Annotated in this window: 17 protein-coding genes; 2 read left to right on the forward strand and 15 right to left on the reverse strand. The window is 63.3% G+C overall.

All coding sequences use genetic code 11. The features are described from left to right. From AC1DT6_RS25850 to AC1DT6_RS25860, 3 genes are all read right to left on the reverse strand, one after another. A partial coding sequence (locus AC1DT6_RS25850; protein ID WP_441631204.1) for a phospholipase D-like domain-containing protein occupies positions 1–863 on the reverse strand: 863 nt, incomplete at its 3' end. Between the two features lie 463 nt (positions 864–1326). Next, positions 1327–1461 carry a hypothetical protein gene (locus AC1DT6_RS25855; RefSeq protein ID WP_441631206.1) on the reverse strand — a complete coding sequence of 45 codons (135 nt, stop codon included), beginning with the start codon at positions 1459–1461 and terminating at the stop codon, positions 1327–1329. A 133-nt stretch (positions 1462–1594) separates the two neighbouring features. Beyond that, positions 1595–2056, reverse strand: a complete 462-nt coding sequence (locus AC1DT6_RS25860; protein ID WP_477114999.1) for a hemerythrin domain-containing protein — start codon at positions 2054–2056, stop codon at positions 1595–1597. 1271 nt (positions 2057–3327) lie between these two features. Between AC1DT6_RS25860 and serB the strand changes: the two genes are divergently transcribed. Next, positions 3328–4182 carry a phosphoserine phosphatase SerB gene (gene serB, locus AC1DT6_RS25865; RefSeq protein WP_441631210.1) on the forward strand — a complete coding sequence of 285 codons (855 nt, stop codon included), beginning with the start codon at positions 3328–3330 and terminating at the stop codon, positions 4180–4182. Positions 4183–4242: 60 nt separating this feature from the next. On the opposite strand, the gene AC1DT6_RS25870 is transcribed toward serB, so the two are convergent. The 12 genes from AC1DT6_RS25870 to phaC all read right to left on the reverse strand — a co-directional run bounded on the left by AC1DT6_RS25870 (position 4243) and on the right by phaC (position 16337). Then, positions 4243–5469: a cystathionine beta-lyase gene (locus tag AC1DT6_RS25870; RefSeq protein ID WP_441631212.1), complete on the reverse strand. Its 1227-nt coding sequence runs from the start codon at positions 5467–5469 to the stop codon at positions 4243–4245. A gap of 105 nt (positions 5470–5574) precedes the next feature. Next, positions 5575–6228 (reverse strand): hypothetical protein, encoded by a 654-nt coding sequence (locus AC1DT6_RS25875; protein ID WP_441631214.1) that lies wholly within the window; start codon positions 6226–6228, stop codon positions 5575–5577. A 12-nt stretch (positions 6229–6240) separates the two neighbouring features. Next, the gene (gene bktB, locus AC1DT6_RS25880) at positions 6241–7425 is read right to left on the reverse strand and encodes a beta-ketothiolase BktB (RefSeq protein ID WP_477115000.1); all 1185 of its coding nucleotides are present in this window, start codon (positions 7423–7425) and stop codon (positions 6241–6243) included. A gap of 103 nt (positions 7426–7528) precedes the next feature. After that, positions 7529–8908 (reverse strand): 30S ribosomal protein S12 methylthiotransferase RimO, encoded by a 1380-nt coding sequence (rimO, locus tag AC1DT6_RS25885; RefSeq protein ID WP_045241720.1) that lies wholly within the window; start codon positions 8906–8908, stop codon positions 7529–7531. A 178-nt stretch (positions 8909–9086) separates the two neighbouring features. After that, a complete protein-coding gene (locus AC1DT6_RS25890; RefSeq protein ID WP_441631218.1) occupies positions 9087–10067 on the reverse strand; it encodes a tRNA dihydrouridine synthase in 981 nt (326 codons plus the stop codon). Positions 10068–10494: 427 nt separating this feature from the next. Beyond that, on the reverse strand, positions 10495–10851 hold the full coding sequence (locus AC1DT6_RS25895; RefSeq protein ID WP_477103931.1) for a helix-turn-helix domain-containing protein: 357 nt from the start codon (positions 10849–10851) through the stop codon (positions 10495–10497). Between the two features lie 3 nt (positions 10852–10854). Continuing rightward, positions 10855–11157 (reverse strand): type II toxin-antitoxin system HigB family toxin, encoded by a 303-nt coding sequence (locus AC1DT6_RS25900; protein WP_441631222.1) that lies wholly within the window; start codon positions 11155–11157, stop codon positions 10855–10857. 262 nt (positions 11158–11419) lie between these two features. Next, positions 11420–11971 (reverse strand): polyhydroxyalkanoate synthesis repressor PhaR, encoded by a 552-nt coding sequence (phaR, locus tag AC1DT6_RS25905; protein WP_035860143.1) that lies wholly within the window; start codon positions 11969–11971, stop codon positions 11420–11422. 6 nt (positions 11972–11977) lie between these two features. After that, on the reverse strand, positions 11978–12226 hold the full coding sequence (locus AC1DT6_RS25910; protein WP_441631224.1) for a hypothetical protein: 249 nt from the start codon (positions 12224–12226) through the stop codon (positions 11978–11980). Between the two features lie 200 nt (positions 12227–12426). Continuing rightward, positions 12427–13167, reverse strand: a complete 741-nt coding sequence (locus AC1DT6_RS25915; protein ID WP_035860140.1) for a 3-ketoacyl-ACP reductase — start codon at positions 13165–13167, stop codon at positions 12427–12429. 115 nt (positions 13168–13282) lie between these two features. Next, the gene (locus AC1DT6_RS25920; protein ID WP_441631227.1) at positions 13283–14464 is read right to left on the reverse strand and encodes an acetyl-CoA C-acetyltransferase; all 1182 of its coding nucleotides are present in this window, start codon (positions 14462–14464) and stop codon (positions 13283–13285) included. Between the two features lie 79 nt (positions 14465–14543). After that, complete coding sequence (gene phaC, locus AC1DT6_RS25925; protein WP_441631229.1) at positions 14544–16337, reverse strand: class I poly(R)-hydroxyalkanoic acid synthase; 1794 nt, start codon at positions 16335–16337, stop codon at positions 14544–14546. A gap of 370 nt (positions 16338–16707) precedes the next feature. Between phaC and AC1DT6_RS25930 the strand changes: the two genes are divergently transcribed. Then, positions 16708–16989 carry a hypothetical protein gene (locus tag AC1DT6_RS25930; protein WP_441631231.1) on the forward strand — a complete coding sequence of 94 codons (282 nt, stop codon included), beginning with the start codon at positions 16708–16710 and terminating at the stop codon, positions 16987–16989. Positions 16990–16993 lie beyond the last annotated feature (4 nt).

Here is a 16993-nt window from a genome sequence, read left to right on the forward strand (position 1 = left end):
AGTGCTTTCAGTGTCAGGTCGTCAGGCACAAAATAGGCGGATGATAGATCGATGGATCGGCTGGCGGCGGTGATAGCAAGCAGGTACATCAACGCCATGCTTTCACTGCCCCCGGTGGGCGAACTGCTGAAGATCTGCGCTCGCCCCTGCCCAACACGCGGCAGCACGGGGAAATAGTCCTCGCCGTGTGGCACCTCGCCGCTCACCTTGATCCAGTTGTCCAGGAAGACCGACTGCATCTGACCCACCACCGGCCCCTCGACCTGAAAGTGCGTGTCGCGCCAGTGCTGCGGATCCTGGGCGTGACCAGTCCATTCCGGCGCAATACCGACACCACCAGTGAAGCCAACCGTGCCGTCGACAATCAATAGCTTTCGGTGAGTGCGATTATTGAGCTTGCCAAGCGTGTACCARCGTACCGGGTGATACCGCTTTAAATCCACCCCGGCGTCGGTCATGACATCGAGCGTCGCCTTGTCGATCTTCGCACTGCCCATCCAGTCGAGCAGTACATGAACCCTGACCCCCGCTCTCGCTCGCTCAGCCAGCGCTTCAGCAAAATCCTTGCCGACATCCCCGCTCCAGTAGATGTACGACTCGAAGTTGATCGACTTCCTGGCGCCGCGGATTACGCTCAACATCGCAGGAAATATCTCGTCTCCGTTCTTCAGCAAACGATAGCGATTTCCCCCTACTACTGGTGGTCCCAGAAGCACGCTCAGTTCTCGTTCAAAGTGAGGATCGTCGATCGAGTAAAGACGCTGTAAATGGCGCTCGATACGTTTTTCTCCCTCGATGAAGTTGTAGGCCACGATACCGGCTGCAGCCGTCAGGAGAACCACGACAACCGTATACCAGATCATGCGTCGCCCCGCAGTGAAATATGGCATCCCTGACCTTCAGCTCTTTGCTTCTTGAGCGAGGTTGAAAAAGGTACCGTCGCAAGGTTGCCTTCTGCAATCCTGCATATCGTGCCTACATCTGCCGCCCCTTCCATAGCATCAGCGATGCTCCTCCGATCTGCTATCGGCGCTTCGTCCTTTTGGCCGGTGGGCGTTTGGGGCCAGATAGCATGTCGCTCCAGAAGCCGTAAGCCTGCTTGGTCGCTGCCTTCCTGACTGCGGTTGACTGACGCCGGCCTTCGGCAGTGATCCGTCCGCGAGCTGCACCTGCTACGGAATTGGCGCTGCTCAGCCAGATGCTCATGAGGGGATTCTTCTTAGTCCAGGGATTTTTCATCGTCGTGCCTTTGCCTCGAAAACCGCGCTGATGCGAGAGGGGCTGGGCGAGAAGACCAGGGCCTTTCTTCACGCCGGCGCAAGTACATCAAGTTTTCTCGCCTTCAGTGTCAGCCGGTTCTATGGGCTCCTCAGGCACCTCTTCTTCGCCAGCCTTCTCTGGCTGCTGCTCCTCCTGATCAAAATCTTCAGGGGTCTGTTCCGATTGCGGTTGCTCTGCCATTTTTCTCTCCGTAACAATGCGGCGGATCGCCGCACCGACATAACATCGCAAGGCACGTGCCATGAGCTCATGGCTTCACCGCGACAAAAAAGAGCCCGCAGCTACCAGAAGCTGCGGGCCCTAAAGCGGGAAGTTACGCTGCAAGCGCCATGAGTTCTTCTTTTCGCGTTGCCAATTGCGTTGCCACCTCGCGGAGGTCAATATTGTGCTTGATGACGAGTTCGAACAACTCCCCCTCTTCCTCCTGTACGTGGTGCCCCACGTACTCCGTAAGCACCTTGTAAGTCGCTTCCAGGCGGTCGCTATCGGCGGCTCTTCTTATCGCCGCGATGAGGTCCTTGGCGACGCCATGTTCCACATTCGCCTCGTCGAGGAGGTCATCGAGATCACCGGAAACACCTCGGAGCGCCGGATAGAAAATCTCCTCTTCAATCCGGGCGTGCATTGCGAGTTGATTGCAGGTTTCGCCGGCAATCGATTCCTTGTCGGATTTGCTCTCCTCAAACGACTTGAAGAGCTTCTTGACGGCACGGTGGTCATCCATAAGTGCGCCCAACGCCTGGCGCTGGCCTGCCGGGATCTTCGACTTGTMCATGTTGTTGCCTCGGTCTTGAAAGCGCCAAACTGCGGAATGCGGGTAAGCGCCCGCCAACAGCCGCACAATCCGTGCCACTTTGCGCCGCTTGCGTCAGCAACGTCCCCCCTCAATTCACAGGCGGGCTATTTCCGGCCGCCCGATGACACCAGCATGTAAATGATTCGCACGCGCATGACCGTTGGTAAGGCAAGTCGGTCAAGACGGCCATCATCTTGTAAAAAGCGCCGCACGGCGCATTGCTTGGTGGCCCGGTCGACCAAAACCGTCCGAGGGTCTCGGCCCGCAGGCGATTCAGCTCCTAATGGGCCCGGGCCGCCTGCGGCCGAACGGCTCCTTTGGCCAATCAACTGCCGGAGCGACAGAGGAGGCGGATGTCCGTTGATCCCGGATAGCCGACTTCGAGTTGTGGAAGCCTCGAATGGCGCAGAAGGGTCGGAAGCAGTCATGTAAAGCAGCTATGACATTCAACCGCTTCTCGACCCATGTTGGTCACACAGCTTGGCGTGAATGAACTGCCGACCTATCTAAGAGCAGTTACCGACCGCACCTACACAGAGTTCCACTCGACAATCTCACGCTATACTCTCTTGTCGCTGCAACCACAGCGACCGGGTTTGGAAGCCCGAACAAAGGCGGATCACCGCCAGCCGGCGGTATTTTTACATCCGTCACGCCTGCGCACGTCCTCAGAGGGCGGGCCTTGGCGGGGAGGGCTTCGGCCCTGCCGGTTCCTTTGTCCGGTCTTCCAACCTTGCCATGCGCCCGCCCACCCCATTTGGAAGTGGGGTGCGGGATTCAAGCCGCATACAGAGGAGGTCGTACCATGCGTCAATACGCGCTCAGCCGTACCGGACCGCCGGCATGTCTCGCATGCCGCTTTCCCATCGCCCCCTCCTACCGCGTGCCCGCCACGCACAAGGAGGCGCCCAATGGATAACCCCCGCCAACACACCCGCTACGGCCTCACCGCCGAATACCGCAACGCGGACATCCACCTGAACTCACGGGTGCTCTGCGAAACCCTGTCGTCCTCGCCCCGGCAGGGATCACAACATTCCTCAAGCACGCAACTTTAGCCACGGCTCACTGCAAACACCGGCCGGCTGCCCGATAACGTGCGGCCAACGGACCTGCCGACCTCGAATTCGCTTCCCGTTATGAGGCAGGCACAGGGGCAGTTACAATACTGTCCTTCGCCGCCTAGCGCGGCACGGTCTCCGCATTCAACGCACCCGCCGCCACGCCCTCGCCGCGCGGCGCCCCCCGCCATGCCCCTGATCCTGCAAAGCCTCGCCCCGCTCGCTTCCGCCGACATCGATGCCATCCGCACGCTTGCCCACGCGCCTTCCCTCGCACTGCGTGACGAAACCGTGGCAACGGCCAGCGACAGCGCACCACTGACGCCCGCCCTGCGTGAAGCGCTCGACGCCTGCTGTGCCCCCCGTGCCATCGACTGGGCCATCGTGCCCGCCGGCCGCAAGCTCTCGGATTTCAAGCTGGTGGCGATGGATATGGACTCCACGCTGATCACCATCGAGTGCATCGACGAGATCGCCGATTTCTGCGGCCTCAAGGCCGAGGTCTCGGCCATCACCGAAGCCGCCATGCGCGGCGAGATCACCGACTTCAACGAAAGCCTGCGCCGCCGCGTGGCCCTGCTAAAGGGCTTGGACGCCAGCGTGCTGGACCGCGTGTATGAAGAGCGCCTGCGCCTGTCGCCCGGCGCGGAAGACATGCTGCGGACCGTGCAGGCCCTGGGCATGCGCACCCTGCTGGTTTCAGGCGGCTTCGTGCATTTCACCGAGAAGCTCAAGCCTCGGCTGAAACTCGATGTCACCCGCGCGAATACGCTGGAGATCATTGACGGCAAGCTCACCGGCCAGGTGCTGGGCGAGATCGTCAATGCCGACGTCAAGGCCCGCACGGTGCAGGAAATGTGCGCGCAGATCGGCGTGGAGCCGTCCCAGGCCATCGTCATGGGCGACGGCTCCAACGATCTCAAGATGATGGCCGTGGCCGGCCTGTCGGTGGCCTTCCGGGCCAAGCCGGTGGTGCGCGCGCAGGCAAGCGTTGCGTTCAACCACGTCGGGCTGGACGGCTTGCTGCAACTGTTTCCGCATTAAATGACCAAGTGACCAAGTGACGGGCCGCCCCGGATCATGTCCGGCGCAGCCCGTTCCATGTCATGCCACCAGTTGCGACTCCATCGCGCCGCGCAAGTCGGCGATCAGGTCGCGGGTATCCTCCAGCCCGATGTAGAGGCGTACCAGTTCGCCGGCGTTTTGCCAGCCCGCTGGCGGCCAGCTGCCCTGGGGACGCATGGTCTGGACGTGATACGGCACCGCGAGGCTGTGCGCTCCGCCCCACGACCAGCCGATCGCGAACAGCCGCAGCGCCTCGACAAAGGCATCGACCTGGGCCCGCGTATAGCGCGCATGCAGCACGACCGAGAACAAGCCGGTGGCGCCGCTGAAATCGCGCCGCCAGAAGTCATGCCCCGGACAGTCCGGCAAGGCCGGGTGCAGGACCTTGACCACCTCCGGGCGCTGGCAGAGCCATTCAGCCACTTCGCGCGCGGCGCGGTCGTGTGCCGCCAGCCTGACCGGCATGCTCGGCAGCGAGCGCAGCACCAGGTAGCAATCGTCCGCCGACACGCCCCAGCCCATCAGCATGCGGGCACGCCTGAGGCGGTCGTGGAGCTTTTCGTCGCGGGTCAGCACGGCGCCCATCAGCACGTCGCCGCCGCCCGACTGGTATTTGGTCAGCGCTTGCACCGAGATGTCGATGCCCTTGTCGAAGGGCCGGAAATAGACGCCCGCCGACCAGGTGTTGTCGATCGCGGTGAGCACGCCACGCGCCTTCGCCGCGGCCACGATGGCCTCGGTGTCGGGCACTTCCATCGTCACCGACCCCGGCGACTCCATCCAGATCAGGCGGGTATTGGGGCGGATCAGGCCGGCAATCCCGGCGCCGATCATCGGATCGTAATAGCGGACCGACACGCCGAAGTCCCGCGCCAGCCATTCGCCGTGGTCGCGGTTAGGGCCGTAGACGTTGTCCGGGACCAGCACGTCATCGCCCGACTTGACCAGCGCGAAGTACACCTGCGAGATAGCGGCGAGGCCGGATGGCAGCAGCAGCGTCTTGCGCGCGCCCTCGATCAGCGCCAGATGCTGGCACAGCGCTTCGCTGGTGGGCGTGGCATGCAGGCCGTAGCGCCAGTAGGTCGTGGCGCCGTCGCCGTGTGCGCGCAACTCCGCCAGGTTGCGGAAGACCACGGTGGAGCCGCGATGCGTGGGAGGGGAAAATGAAGCGAAGCCGGGTGCGATATCCAGCTCGGGCTGGACGGCCACGGTCTGCAGGTAGGCGGGTTGGGCAGCGGACTTCTCGGGAGGCTGGCGGTCGGACACGGCGATTCCTTGTCTGGCAATGACTCGATGAACGTTCGAGCTTACCAGCAATCGGGGGCGTGTTGGCTTGCGTGCGCCTTACCCGGCGCTATCCGCCCCGCTCCCTCAGCGGCCGGAAATCGACGATTTCGGCGGCGGCGGCGCGTAGGTGATGCCGCTGTTGGGGGTCATGTCGAAGGGCGGGATCACTAGCACGCCCAAAGGCCGGATCATGAAGGGCAGCACGATGGCCGGGTTGACGGGGTCGGTCCAGTTGCCATGAACCACGCCGGCGCCGTCGATGGTGCCTTCCCAATTGCCAGTGACGTGCGTACCGTCATTGGACTCTTCCATCAGGAAGGCGCCGTTTTCATATTCGCCGGCCAGCACGCGCACGCCGCCGGCGCGGCCGACGCTGTACTCGCCATGCACGCTGTCGCGCTCGTCGGGCTTGGGCCCGAGCCGCAGGCGCACCGGCTGGTCGCCGAGCGTGCCCACGTAGACCGGTAATGACGCGTATTCGGGACGCGGCGCCAGCGCCTTGGGCGCCGCGCCGGTGGAAAGCTGGGTGCCGCGTTTCGACTCACCCTCGCGGATCGCCTGGTTGATGCCGAAGCCCTCTGGGCTGCCCGCACTATTGCCGGCGGTACCGGCGCCGGGCGTGCCCGTGGACAGCTCGGTGCCGCCGGCGGCCAGCGCGGCGCCAGCCAGCGTTGCCGCTGCCAGTCCGGTTGCCAGTGACAGGGAAACGGAGAGGGATAGAGTCGCTACGCGCCGCAAGTCAGCCTCGGATCAGATGCGTTCGAAGATGGCCGCAATACCCTGGCCGCCGCCGATGCACATGGTGACCAGTGCATAGCGGCCTTGCACCCGCTGCAGCTCGTACAGCGCCTTGACGGTGATCAGCGCGCCGGTGGCGCCGATCGGGTGGCCCAGTGAGATGCCCGAACCGTTCGGATTGACCTTGGCCGGATCCAGCCCGAGCGCCTTGGTGACGGCGCAGGCTTGCGCGGCAAAGGCTTCGTTGGCTTCGATCACGTCGAGGTCCGCCACGGTCAGGCCGGCACGCTCCAGCGCCTTCTTCGTGGCCGGCACGGGGCCAATGCCCATGGTCTTGGGATCGACRCCGGCGTGGGCGTAGGAAACCAGGCGGGCCAGCGGCTTGAGGCCGCGCTTCTCGGCCTCGGCACGCTCCATCAGCACCACGGCGGCAGCGGCGTCGTTCAGGCCCGAGGCGTTGCCTGCGGTGACCGTGCCGTTTTCCTTCACGAAGACCGGCTTGAGCTTGGTCATGTCTTCCAGGACCGCGTCGTGGCGCACGTGCTCGTCGGTGTCGAAGGTGACGTCGCCCTTGCGGCCCTTCAGCGTGACCGGCAGGATCTGGTCCTTGAAGTGGCCGGCACGGATGGCTGCCGAGGCGCGGCGATGGGACTCCAGCGCRGCCTCGTCCTGCTGGSCGCGGSTGATGTCGTATTCCTTGGCCACGTTCTCGGCGGTGACGCCCATGTGGATCCCGTGGAAGGGATCGTGGAGCGCGCCCAGCATCATGTCGAGCATCTTGGCGTCGCCCATGCGCGCCCCCCAGCGGGCCGATTGCGCCAGGTAGGGAGCACGGCTCATGCTCTCCGCCCCGCCGCCGATGGCCACATCGGCATCGCCCAGCAAAATGGTCTGCGCCGCGCTGACAATGGCCTGCAGGCCCGAGCCGCACAGGCGGTTGACGGTCAGCGCCGGAGCGTCGATCGTGACGCCGCCCTCCACTGCCGCCACGCGACCCAGGTACATGTCCCTGGGCTCGGTCTGGATGACGTTGCCGAACACCACGTGGCCAACTTCATCGCCGCTGACCTGCGCGCGGGCCAGCGCCTCGCGCACGACCATGGCGCCCATCTGGGTCGGGGAAAGATCCTTCAGGCTGCCGCCAAAGGTACCGATTGCGGTCCGGACGCCGCTCACCACCACCACTTCACGTGTCATTTTGTGTCTCCAGGGCTGATGTTGCAGCGCACAGTATAACGGCGCGCCGCAAAAAACGAACGAGCGTACTTTTACCTATCGCAGCGCACGGACCTTGCCTGGCTCAGACCTCGCCCCAGAGGTCGTGGCCATCGGCGCCGGTGATCTTCACCGAGACGAATTCCCCGACCTTGTAGCGCGGCGAGCCTTGCGCCGGCGGGTCGATATAAACCAGGCCGTCGATTTCCGGCGCGTCAGCCGAGGAACGGCCGATACCGCCATCCTGGTTGACCTCGTCGACCAGCACGCGCAGGGTCTGCCCGACCTTGCGCTGCAGCCGCCGGGCGGACACTTCCTCCGCCACTTCCATGAAGCGCGCGCGGCGCTCTTCGCGGACCTCGTCAGGCAAGGCGCCTGGCAGATCGTTGGCGGTGGCACCCTCTACGGGCGAATAGGCAAAGCAGCCCACGCGGTCCAGTTCGGCCTCGGCGATAAAGTCCAGCAGCGTCTGGAACTCTTCCTCCGTCTCGCCGGGGAAGCCCGCGATAAAGGTGCTGCGGATGGTCAGTTCGGGGCAGATCTCGCGCCAGGCCCGGATGCGGTCCATGGTCTTCTCGGCATTGGCCGGGCGCTTCATGCGCTTGAGCACGTCCGGGTGGGCGTGCTGCAACGGCACATCCAGGTAAGGCAGCACATGGCCTTGCGACATCAGCGGAATGATCTCGTCGACGTGCGGGTACGGGTACACGTAATGCAGACGGACCCAGGCGCCGTACCTGGCGGCGAGTTCGCCCAGCGCCGCGACCAGTTCGGTCATGCGCGTCTTGAGCGGGCGGCCGTCCCAGAAGCCGGTGCGGTACTTCACATCCACACCGTACGCGCTGGTGTCCTGCGAGATCACCAGCAGTTCCTTGACGCCGGACTTGAACAGGTTCTCGGCTTCCAGCATGACTTCCGCCACCGGACGCGAGACCAGGTCGCCGCGCATCGAAGGGATGATGCAGAAAGAGCAGCGATGGTTGCAGCCCTCGGAAATTTTCAGGTAAGCGTAGTGCTTGGGCGTGAGCTTGATCCCGGCGGCCGGCACCAGGTCGAGGAACGGGTCATGGGGCTTGGGCAGATGCGTGTGCACCGCCTGCATCACCTCGCCCAGCGCATGCGGGCCGGTCACGGCCAGCACCTTCGGGTGGACGGAGGTGATGATGTCCTCGCCCGCCGCGTTCTTCTTGGCGCCCAGGCAGCCGGTAACGATAACCTTACCGTTCTCGGCCAGCGCCTCGCCGATCGCGTCCAGGCTTTCCTGCACCGCCTCGTCGATAAAGCCGCAGGTGTTGACGACCACCAGGTCGGCGCCGTCATAGGTGCCACTGATGGCATAGCCTTCGGCGCGCAGCTGGGTAATGATCTGCTCGGAATCCACAAGCGCCTTTGGACAGCCAAGGCTCACGAATCCCACATTTGGAATATGGTCTTTATTAGTCGTTGATTCTGAAGGGTTTTTCACGGTTACTTCCAAATGTGGGGCGGGCGAGGCGGGACATGGCCGCCTGGCGGTACAAAGCCAATCGCGCATTTTAACCGCTCGCCAAAGTTTCTCGGCGCCTGATCCCCGACATGCCGCGGTAAACCTGTCGCAACCAGTCTCATCGCATCAATGGGCCAGCCTGCCCTGCGCAGCGGCGTCACATCCGCGCGGATGAAGTCCCTGGCATGTCCGCCAGGGCACGCTCAATCACGTCTTGAATCTCGAACGAATCTTGCAGGCGCCGGATGGCCGCATGCAGCTCGGCGGCTTGCGGCCAGGTCCGCTTCAGATAGCTGAGCCACAATTTGACGCGTCCGTGCTCATGACGGCATTCGACACGGGCCTGCAACTTCTTCAGGTAGTCGGCAATGTGACGAAGCACGAGCGGCCATTCCTCGCCGGATGCCACCCTTTCCATCAGCCCGCGTATCCGCAAGGCCAGGAAAGGATCGGATACGGCGCCCCGCCCTATCATCACGTCGGCACAGCCGCTGACTGCCCGGCAGCGTTCCCAGTCGGCGACCGTCCAGACTTCTCCGTTGGCAACAACGGGCACGTCCACGGCAGCATCGATACGCGCGATCCACTCCCAGTGGGCCGGCGGCCGGTAGCCATGGTCGCGCGTTCTGGCATGCACGACGAGGGAAGCCGCGCCGCCTTCCGCCAGCGCGGTGGCGCAGTCGATCGCCAGCGAGGTATCGGACACGCCAAGCCGCATTTTTGCCGTTACGGCGATGCTGGCAGGCACCGCGGCGCGAACGCACGAAACGATCCGGTTCAGCAGCTCAGGGTCCGCCAGCAACATGGCCCCGCCACCGTGCCTGTTGACGACTTTGGCGGGGCAACCGAAGTTCAGGTCGAGTCCATGCGGCGACAACGTCGCTGCTTGGGCCGCGTTCAGCGCCAGCCATTCCGGATCGCTTCCAAGCAGCTGGATCACCATCGGCGTGCCACTAGGAGTATGGCCTCCGTCGAGGATCTCGGGGGTGTCCCTCTCGTAGACGCGCTCGGGAAGCAGAGAGCCGGTCACCCTGACGAACTCGGACACACACCCGTCGTATCCGCCCGCGCCGGTCAGCACGTCGCGCAACACGTAGTCCGCAAGCCCTTCCATGGGGGCCAGAAACAGCCGGCTCATGCGAAAGCTGGCGCCGAAGTGTGGCGCTTGTCCTGGCGATATGCCGGAAAACCGGAAAACACGAAACCGGCCGCCGGAACGGGCCTGGCCTCGGCGGCAAGCACCTGGTGAATGTCCTGGATTTCGGAAGGCATTGGGATTCGCACTGTGCAGGCGAGTCCTCGATATGAATCGCCACATTTGAGAAGGGTAGCCAGCGCGATGAAGCCGCGCGTCACCCGGATATGCGTGATTTTAACCGATCGCCCCAACCAGCAAATCTCGGCAGGATTTTCGCGCCGGGACGCAACTGGATTTCACAGTGCGTTGCGCTTGCAGGTGGCATGTTCGGCGTCCGCACCTGCCCGGTCCTGTCCCGCCTTGCGCGGGATTCTGGCTTTGTGGCGCTCGCCTGGCGGGACGCCCTGCTTAACGCGAAAGGCAGGAGTCAGGCGATCAAGACTTCCGCCGGGATTTTCAGTTCCTGATTGAGGCGCCGGATCATGGCCAGGCTGAGGCCTCGCTTGCGGTTCAGCACCTCATACACCCGATTCAGATTTCCGAAATACGGCTGCATATCGCGTGCAGTCAGACCGCCCTGCTCCATCCTGAAACGAATTGCCTCGATTGCGTCCGGGTGCTCCAGCGGGAAATGATCCGCTTCATAGCGCTCGATGAGGGTTGCCATGATCTCCAGGCGATCCCCTTCCGGGGTGCCGGGTACCGGATCGATATCGACGAGCGCCGACACGTCGGCCAGCGCCGCCTGATAGTCATCGTCAGTGTGCAGAGGTCGAATGTCCATGCGTTACTCCAGTTCCACGGTTGCCGCATCGGCCCGGTCATATTCGGCGTGTGTCCCGATGAACTTCACGTACACAACGCCCACGCGGTATGCGACTGCGACGATCAACCGGTAGTTGTTACCGCCGATGTTAAACACCACACGATTGCTACCTACGAAGCTGGCCGACGCGTATCGGTCCTTGATGTCTTGCGGTGTCGACCATCGCGCCCGGATGGCTTCCTCGTGCCACGCCAGCAGCGGCTGCTTTGCGCCCGGGTGCTTCTCGCAGAACATCAGCAGATGTCGTTTCGCAATAATTCGCATGGCACTGATTATAGTCCCAAAATGGGACTACGTCAGATCGATTCGGCAAACGCAGTCACCCGTCTTGCGCGCAAGCGGGGGCGGTAAATGGAATTCGAATGGTGGAATACGCAGTGTCGGCGGCAGCGAGCGGCCTTGTGCCAATGGAGGGAGATCCCGACTCCTGGCCCTAACCGGGCCAGGCCCGCCCAACAGAACTGTTACAGAACTGTTGCCCTGCCAGGCAATACCATGCCGCCTCGCCAGGGCGGCTGGCGACGGCTTACTTCTTGTCCGGCTGGTTGAACGGGAACGTGCCGAACATGTTCTTGGCCTGGCTCTGCATCTGTTCCTGCATCTGCACGAACAGGTTCTTGCTCTGCTCGATGTAGTTGCTCATCATGCCCTGCATCATCGGGCCCTGCATGTTCATGAACTGGGACCACATGTCGGGGCTGAACGGCTCGCCGGAGTATAGCCCCTTGGAGTTTTCGGCCAGCTTGTTCTGGATATCGATAAAGGCCTGGATGTTCTTCTCCAGGTAGGTCCCCATCATGCCCTGCATGGCATGGCCGTAGTAGCGGATGATCTGCGACAGCATGGAGCTGGAGAACATCGGCACGCCGCCGGTCTCTTCTTCCAGGATGATCTGCAGCAGGATGCTGCGCGTGAGCTCGTCGCCTGACTTGGCGTCGATCACCTTGAAATCCTCGGTGTCCATCACGAGCTGCTTGACGTCGGCTAGCGTGATGTAGGTGCTGGTCTGCGTATCGTAGAGCCGGCGATTAGGATACTTCTTGATCAGTCGCTCTGCGCCTTTCTTGGTGGTAGCCATCGTGCTCTATCCTTTTATCGTCGCTGTTGCATGCTGCTGCACCGCATGCTGTGCGGTGCGCAAAATCGAAACCGGCAGCGGGGGATACAACGTGTTGACCTGCAACGCATGATCTATTTTGGTGCGGGCAAGCCGCTGCCCTGATTCTATGCCCAACAAGGCACTATTGAAAGCCGGGGCCGTTAAGGAAAACCCGCACGGGGCAATGGATTGCGGGAAATGCGGGGGCAGGTTTTTACCCGGTTCAGTCGGCATGGTGCGGTGCAGGGAGTGCAATGCAATATTGCTGCGGGGAATGGGGCAGCTCAAGGTCTATTTGGAGAACATGCGGGGACTTCGGTTGACTGCCCGGATTGGCCGCCCTGCCAGTTCCGCCACCAAAAACAAAAAAGGCCCTCCGAAGAGGACCTCCCAAGACAAAAAGCCACCCGAATACCAAAGGCGGCCCTAGCCCATCACCCCATATGCAGGCCGCCGTTCAGCGAGAAATCCGCGCCGGTCGAGAAGCCCGACTCATCGGACGCCAGCCAGGCGCAGATCGACGCAATTTCCTCGGGCGCGCCAAGGCGCTTGACGGGAATGGTGCCGACGATCTTGTCCAGCACATCCTGGCGGATCGACTTGACCATGTCGGTAGCAATGTACCCAGGCGACACCGTGTTCACGGTCACGCCCTTGGTCGCCACTTCCTGCGCCAGCGCCATGGTGAAGCCGTGCAGGCCTGCCTTCGCGGTGGAGTAGTTGGTTTGCCCGAACTGGCCCTTCTGCCCATTGACCGACGAAATATTGACGATGCGGCCGAAGCCACGGTCCGCCATGCCGTCGATGACCTGCTTGGTCACGTTGAACAGCGAGGTCAGGTTGGTATCGATCACGGCGTCCCAGTCGGCGCGCGTCATCTTGCGGAACACCACGTCACGCGTGATGCCGGCGTTGTTGATCAGGACGTCGACTTCACCGACTTCGGCCTTGACCTTGTCGAATGCGGCCTTGGTCGAATCCCAGTCGGCAACGTTGCCTTCCGACGCGATGAAATCAAAGCCCAGGGCCTTCTGCTGCTCGAGCCATTTTTCACGGCGCGGCGAGTTGGGGCCGCAACCGGCCACCACTTTGTAGCCATCCTTGGCCAGACGCTGGCAGATGGCCGTTCCAATGCCACCCATRCCACCGGTTACGTATGCAATGCGCTGAGTCATATCTACTCCTTGATGGCTAGTTTTTATTGAAACCAGCGGGAAGAAGCCCTCTCCCCGCCAGCACACCCCTCAGACCAGCTTGCGCGCTATGCGTTGCGGCAAGCGATGCAGATTGTCACTCGCGTTCCACCGCCAGCGCCACGCCCATGCCGCCGCCGATGCACAGCGAGGCCAAGCCCTTGCGCGAACCGCGGCGCTTCATCTCATGCAGCAGCGTGACCAGCACGCGGCAGCCCGACGCGCCGATCGGATGCCCGATGGCGATAGCACCGCCGTTGACGTTGACCTTGGACGTGTCCCAGCCCATCTGCTTGTGCACGGCCAGGGCCTGGGCAGCGAAGGCTTCGTTGATTTCCATCAGGTCGAGCTCTTCCACGCTCCAGCCGGCGCGCGACAGGCAACGCTGCGATGCAGGTACCGGGCCCATGCCCATTACCTTGGGATCGACACCGGCGGTACCGTAGGCTCGGATGGTCGCCAGCGGAGTCAGGCCGAGTTCCTTGGCCTTGGCAGCCGACATCACCACCACCGCGGCGGCACCGTCGTTCAGGCCCGAGGCATTGGCCGCGGTCACCGTGCCGGCCTTGTCGAAGGCGGGCTTCAGGCCAGCCAGCGCATCCTGCGTGACGCCGTGGCGCACGAACTCGTCGGTGGCGAACTGCACCGGATCGCCCTTGCGCTGGGGAATCGGCACCGGCACGATTTCCTCGTCAAACCTGCCAGCCTTCTGGGCAGCTTCGGCCTTGTTCTGTGAGGCCGCCGCGAACGCGTCCTGCGCTTCGCGCGTGATGCCGTATTCCTTGGCGACGTTCTCGGCGGTGACGCCCATGTGGTACTGGTTGTAGACGTCCCACAGACCGTCCACGATCATGCTGTCGACCAGCTTGGCATCGCCCATGCGGAAGCCGTCGCGCGAGCCCGGCAGCACGTGCGGCGCGGCACTCATGTTTTCCTGGCCGCCCGCCACCACGATCTCGGCATCGCCCGCGGCAATGGCGTTGGCCGCCAGCATCACGGCCTTCAGGCCGGAGCCGCAGACTTTGTTGATGGTCATGGCCGGCACCATCACGGGCAGGCCAGCCTTCAGCGCGGCCTGGCGCGCCGGGTTCTGGCCGGAGCCGGCGGCCAGCACCTGGCCCATGATCACTTCGCTGACCTGCTCGGGCTTGATGCCGGCGCGCTCGAGCGCGGCCTTGATAACGATGGCGCCGAGTTCAGGTGCGGGGATCTTGGCGAGCGAGCCGCCGAACTTGCCCACCGCGGTACGGGCAGCGGATACGATGACGATGTCAGTCATTGGGAGGTCCTCTCGAGTTGAATGCGGATAAGGGGTGAAAGAGGCCGGCTGCCCAATGGGGTGCCGGCCCGGACAAATCCTATGCCTTCGCCTTGACGTAGCGGCCCGGTGCCGCCTCGATGGCGCGGTAATCCTTGTTGCCGTAGTCGGTGGGCGCTGCCTTGCGCGCGCCGGCGTGCTTGCCCAGCCAGGATGCCCAGTCGGGCCACCAGCTGCCGGCATGCTCGGTGGCATCGCTGAGCCAGTCCTCTGGCAACGCCGGAAGCTTGTCGTTGGTCCAGTGGCTGCGCTTCTTCTTGGCCGGCGGGTTGATCACACCGGCAATATGGCCCGATGCCCCAAGCACGAAACGCAGTTTGTTCTTGAGCAGCGCGGTCGAGGCGTAGGCCGATGCCCAGGGCACGATATGGTCCTCGCGCGAGCCGTAGATATAGGTGGGCACGTCAATGCTGCCCAGGTCCACCGGCGCATTGCACACGGTCAGCTTGCCCGGCTCCTTGAGTTCGTTCTGCAGGTAGGTATGGCGCAGGTACCAGCAGTACCAGGGTCCCGGCAAGTTGGTGGCGTCGCCGTTCCAGAACAGCAGGTCAAACGGTACCGGAGTATTGCCCTTCAGGTAGTTGTCGACGACATAGTTCCAGACTAGGTCGTTGGGGCGCAGGAAAGAGAACGTGTTGGCCAGTTCCACGCCGCGCAGCAACGCGCATGGCGCGCCCCCGACGCCGCCCAAGGTGGCTTCGCGCAGCTTGACGTGGGCTTCGTCGACAAACACATCCAGCACGCCGGTCTCGGCGAAATCCAGCAGCGTGGTCAGCAATGTCAGGCTGGCCACGGGCCGCACGCCGCGCTTGGCCAGCACCGCCAGCGCGGTGGACACGATGGTGCCGCCCACGCAGAAGCCCAGCACGTTGATCTGGTCCTGGCCGCTGATCTCGCGCGTGACTTCGATGGCGCGGATGGCGGCATGCTCGATGTAGTCATCCCAGCTGATCTCGGCCATCGAGGCATCCGGGTTGCGCCAGGACACCATGTAGACCGTGTGCCCCTGCTCCACCATGTAGTTCACCAGCGAGGTCTGCGGCTGCAGGTCGAGGATGTAGTACTTGTTGATGCACGGCGGCACCAGCAGCAGCGGGCGCGTGAACACCTTTTCGGTGCTCGGCTTGTATTGCAGCAACTGGAAGTAGGAGTTCTCGTAGACGACCGCACCCTCGGTGACAGCCACGTTGCGGCCCACTTCGAAGGCGGATTCGTCGGTCTGTGAGATCTTGCCGCGGCCAAGGTCCTCCAGCATGTTGAGCACGCCAACCCGTAGCGACTCACCGCCCGACTCGATCAGTTTTTTCTGCGCCTCCGGATTGGTGACGAGGAAATTGGCCGGCGACATGGCATCGACCCACTGCGAGACGGCGAAGCGGATGCGCTGGCGGGTCTTGGCATCGGCCTCGACCGCGTCGGCCAGCTCATTCATGGCGCGTGCGTTGATCAGGTAGAAGGCAGCCGCGTAGTGAAAGGCCGCGCTGCTGCGCCAGGCATCGCCTGCAAAGCGGCGGTCGGCCAGTGCCTCCGCCGGATTGGCGCCGCCTTCGGCCATGCTTCGCCACAGCTCGCTGAAGTCCTTCATGTAGCGCTGCTGGATGCCGGCCAACTGATCGGGCGCGATCTTCACGCCCGCCATGGCGGAACCCGTCAAAGCCTCGAAACCGGGAATGCCGGGCATGCCGGACATGCCCTGCTGGGTCGCCATACCGTTGGCCTGTGCCTGACGGGTCCATTCCAGCCATGTCGCTGGATCAAATGGCCCCGAAGCAAATGAAAACGGTTGGGACTTGTCTTCCTTGGCGGAAGCTGCCGCACCTTTGCCGGTTGCCATGATGTTTCGTCTCTCTGCCGTCACTTATTTGAAAGCTGGCTGGGCGGCGTGCCACCACTGCGGGACTCACCCCCGCCTCCAGCCTCGAAACCGGCCCGCGCTGACACCCTCGGCTGGTGACGTCATGCGGTATGCTTGCCGGACACGCCTCTCCGCGGACCGGATGGTGCCGGCGGAGCCTGCGAATGCTCGCGAACACATAATCGCAAGCCACTCGAGGCCATTGTTGCCTTGCAATGTTCTGCCTGTCAATGCGGAAAATTGCGCGGACCGGCGCTAATGGCAAAATGCGCCCGGCGCGAATCTGCGGGCAGCCCGGCGCAGCCACTCCGGCCCCGGGGCAAGCTTGCACGAGAAGGATGACTTTCTGATGTACATCGTTGCAATCGGTTGGCTGTACGTGGTCCTGATGATGGCCATTACCGTACATACCGTGGTCGCGGGCGTGGCCACTTTCGTCTTTTATGGCCTGTTCCCGGTGGCGATCCTGGTGTACATCATGGGCACGCCTGGACGCCGGCGCCGGCGCAAGGCCGAGGAAGCAAAACAGGCCAAGAGCGAGCCGGACCCCGCGGCCGCCGGGGAGCCCGAGGCAACCCAACCCGCCCAGGCGACGGGCGCGCGACCAGCCCTGCCGCCCGCCCGGGACTAACGGC

It is taken from the genome of Cupriavidus sp. 01L45, assembly GCF_056399885.1.

Coding starts and splice junctions, on each gene's coding strand:
- AC1DT6_RS25900 (WP_441631222.1), bottom strand. CDS start 11,157: ATGCGAATTATTGCGAAACGACATCTGCTGATGTTCTGCGAGAAGCAC.
- serB (WP_441631210.1), top strand. CDS start 3,328: ATGCCCCTGATCCTGCAAAGCCTCGCCCCGCTCGCTTCCGCCGACATC.
- AC1DT6_RS25930 (WP_441631231.1), top strand. CDS start 16,708: ATGTACATCGTTGCAATCGGTTGGCTGTACGTGGTCCTGATGATGGCC.
- phaR (WP_035860143.1), bottom strand. CDS start 11,971: ATGGCTACCACCAAGAAAGGCGCAGAGCGACTGATCAAGAAGTATCCT.
- AC1DT6_RS25920 (WP_441631227.1), bottom strand. CDS start 14,464: ATGACTGACATCGTCATCGTATCCGCTGCCCGTACCGCGGTGGGCAAG.
- AC1DT6_RS25890 (WP_441631218.1), bottom strand. CDS start 10,067: ATGAGCCGGCTGTTTCTGGCCCCCATGGAAGGGCTTGCGGACTACGTG.
- AC1DT6_RS25895 (WP_477103931.1), bottom strand. CDS start 10,851: ATGGACATTCGACCTCTGCACACTGACGATGACTATCAGGCGGCGCTG.
- AC1DT6_RS25855 (WP_441631206.1), bottom strand. CDS start 1,461: ATGGCAGAGCAACCGCAATCGGAACAGACCCCTGAAGATTTTGATCAG.
- phaC (WP_441631229.1), bottom strand. CDS start 16,337: ATGGCAACCGGCAAAGGTGCGGCAGCTTCCGCCAAGGAAGACAAGTCC.
- AC1DT6_RS25910 (WP_441631224.1), bottom strand. CDS start 12,226: ATGCCGACTGAACCGGGTAAAAACCTGCCCCCGCATTTCCCGCAATCC.